The following is a 2,292-nucleotide window of genomic DNA, read 5'->3' on the forward strand; positions in this document are numbered from 1 at the left end:
GCCGCCGGTGTCGGTGTGACCCTGGCCGCGTGTGATGTGGCCGACCGTGAGCAGGTCCGGGCGCTGCTGTCCTCGCTGGAGACGGCGTCGGTCCCCGCGCTGACGGGTGTGGTGCACACGGCGGGTGTGCTGGACGACGGTGTGATCGAGACGCTGTCCGTGGAAGCGCTGGCCGGAGTGCTGCGGTCGAAGGTGGAGGCCGCCCGCCACCTCGACGAGCTGACCTCTGGCAAGGAGCTCGACGCCTTCGTGCTCTTCTCCTCCGTCATCGGCGTCTGGGGCAACGGCGGCCAGGCCGCCTATGCCGCAGCGAACGCCTCCCTGGACGCGCTCGCCCAGCACCGGCACGCCCGCGGGCTGCCCGCGCTGTCCCTGGCCTGGGGCACGTGGAGCGGTGGCGGCATGGTCGGGGACGACACGGACGAGCGGATGCGGCGACGCGGACTGGTCGCCATGGCGCCGGAGGCCGCGATCGAGGCCCTGGCGCAGGCGACGGGTCCCGACCGGCCGTTCCTCGCCGTCGCGGACGTGGACTGGGAGCGGTTCGTCGCGGCGTACGCGCCGACGGGACCGACCCGGCTGTTCGACGGGGTGCCGGAGGCACTGCGGGCCTCCACACCGGTGGCAGCCGACGCTCTGCCGGGCACCGGCTCCGCCGACGGGGCGGTGCCGCCCGGTACGGCGCTGGCGCAGCGGCTCGCGGGACTTGCTCCCGGCGAGCAGGAGCGCGCCCTGACCGAGTTGGTCCGCACCCACGCGGCGGTGGTCCTCGGCCACAGCGACACGGACGCGGTCGCGGTCGGGCGCGCCTTCAAGGAACTCGGCTTCGACTCGATGCGGGTCATGGAGCTGCGCAACCGGCTGAACGCCGCCACCGGGCTGCGACTGGCCACCGGCGCAGTGTTCGACCACCCCACGATCACGCGCCTGGCCCGGCACCTGCACGCCGAACTCCTCGGGGACCAGGACGGGCCGGAGCCCGCCACGGCCTTGGCCGCGACCCGCGAGAGCGCGCCCGCACCCGCGGCCGGTGCCGCGAGCGGCGACGAGAGCGGTGACGAACCGATCGCGATCGTCGCGATGGGCTGCCGGCTGCCCGGCGGTGTGCAGACGCCCGAGGAGCTGTGGCAGCTGCTCGCACGCGGCCAGGACGCCGTCTCCGGCTTCCCCACCGACCGTGGCTGGGACATCGAGGGCCTGTACGACCCGGACCCCGGCCGGCCCGGCAGGACGTATGCCCGGGAGGGTGGATTCCTCTACGACGCCGCCGAGTTCGACCCGGCGTTCTTCGGGATCTCGCCGCGTGAGGCGCTCGCGATGGACCCCCAGCAGCGGCTGCTGCTGGAGACGTCCTGGGAGACCATCGAGCGGGCCGGCATCGACCCGACCTCCCTCAAGGGCACCGCGACCGGCGTCTTCGCCGGAATGACCTACCAGGACTACGGTGCCCGCCTGCACGAGGCCCCGGAGAGCGTCGAGGGCTACCTCCTGACGGGCAAGTCCTCCAGCGTGATCTCCGGCCGTATCGCCTACACCCTCGGCCTGGAGGGGCCCGCGGTCACGGTGGACACGGCCTGTTCGTCGTCGCTGGTCGCCCTGCACCTGGCGGTTCAGGCGCTGCGGGCCGGCGAGTGCGGACTCGCCCTGGCCGGCGGCGTGACCGTGATGCCCACCCCCGGCCTGTTCATCGAGTTCAGCCGGCAGCGCGGACTGGCCCCGGACGGCCGCTCGAAGGCGTTCTCCGACGCCGCCGACGGCACCTCGTGGGCCGAGGGTGTCGGCATGCTGCTGCTGGAGCGGTTGTCGGACGCGCGGCGCAACGGCCACCAGGTGCTGGCCGTCGTGCGCGGCTCGGCCGTCAACCAGGACGGGGCGAGCAACGGCCTCACGGCCCCCAACGGGCTGTCCCAGCAGCGGGTGATCCGTGCCGCCCTGGCCAGTGCCGGGCTGTCGGCCGGTGACGTGGACGCGGTCGAGGCCCATGGCACGGGCACCGCCCTCGGTGACCCGATCGAGGCCGAGGCGCTCATCGCGACCTACGGCCAGAACCGGGAACGACCGCTGCTGCTCGGCTCGTTGAAGTCCAACGTCGGACACACGCAGGCCGCCTCCGGTGTCGCCGGTGTCATCAAGATGGTCGAGGCGATACGGCACGGTGAGCTTCCGCGGACGCTGCATGTGGATGTGCCGTCGTCGAAGGTGGACTGGTCTGCGGGTTCCGTCGAGCTGTTGACGGAGGCGCGGGAGTGGCCGGAGACGGGTGATCGTCCGCGTCGGGCGGGCATCTCCTCG

1 protein-coding gene is annotated in these 2,292 nt (G+C 73.3%); it reads left to right on the forward strand.

Annotated elements, in window-relative coordinates:
• The coding region (locus ACZ4U1_RS40170; RefSeq protein ID WP_467909132.1) for a type I polyketide synthase at nucleotides 1-2,292 on the forward strand (2,292 nt) is incomplete at both ends.

The sequence above is a fragment of the Streptomyces sp. NPDC028928 genome, from assembly GCF_055564915.1.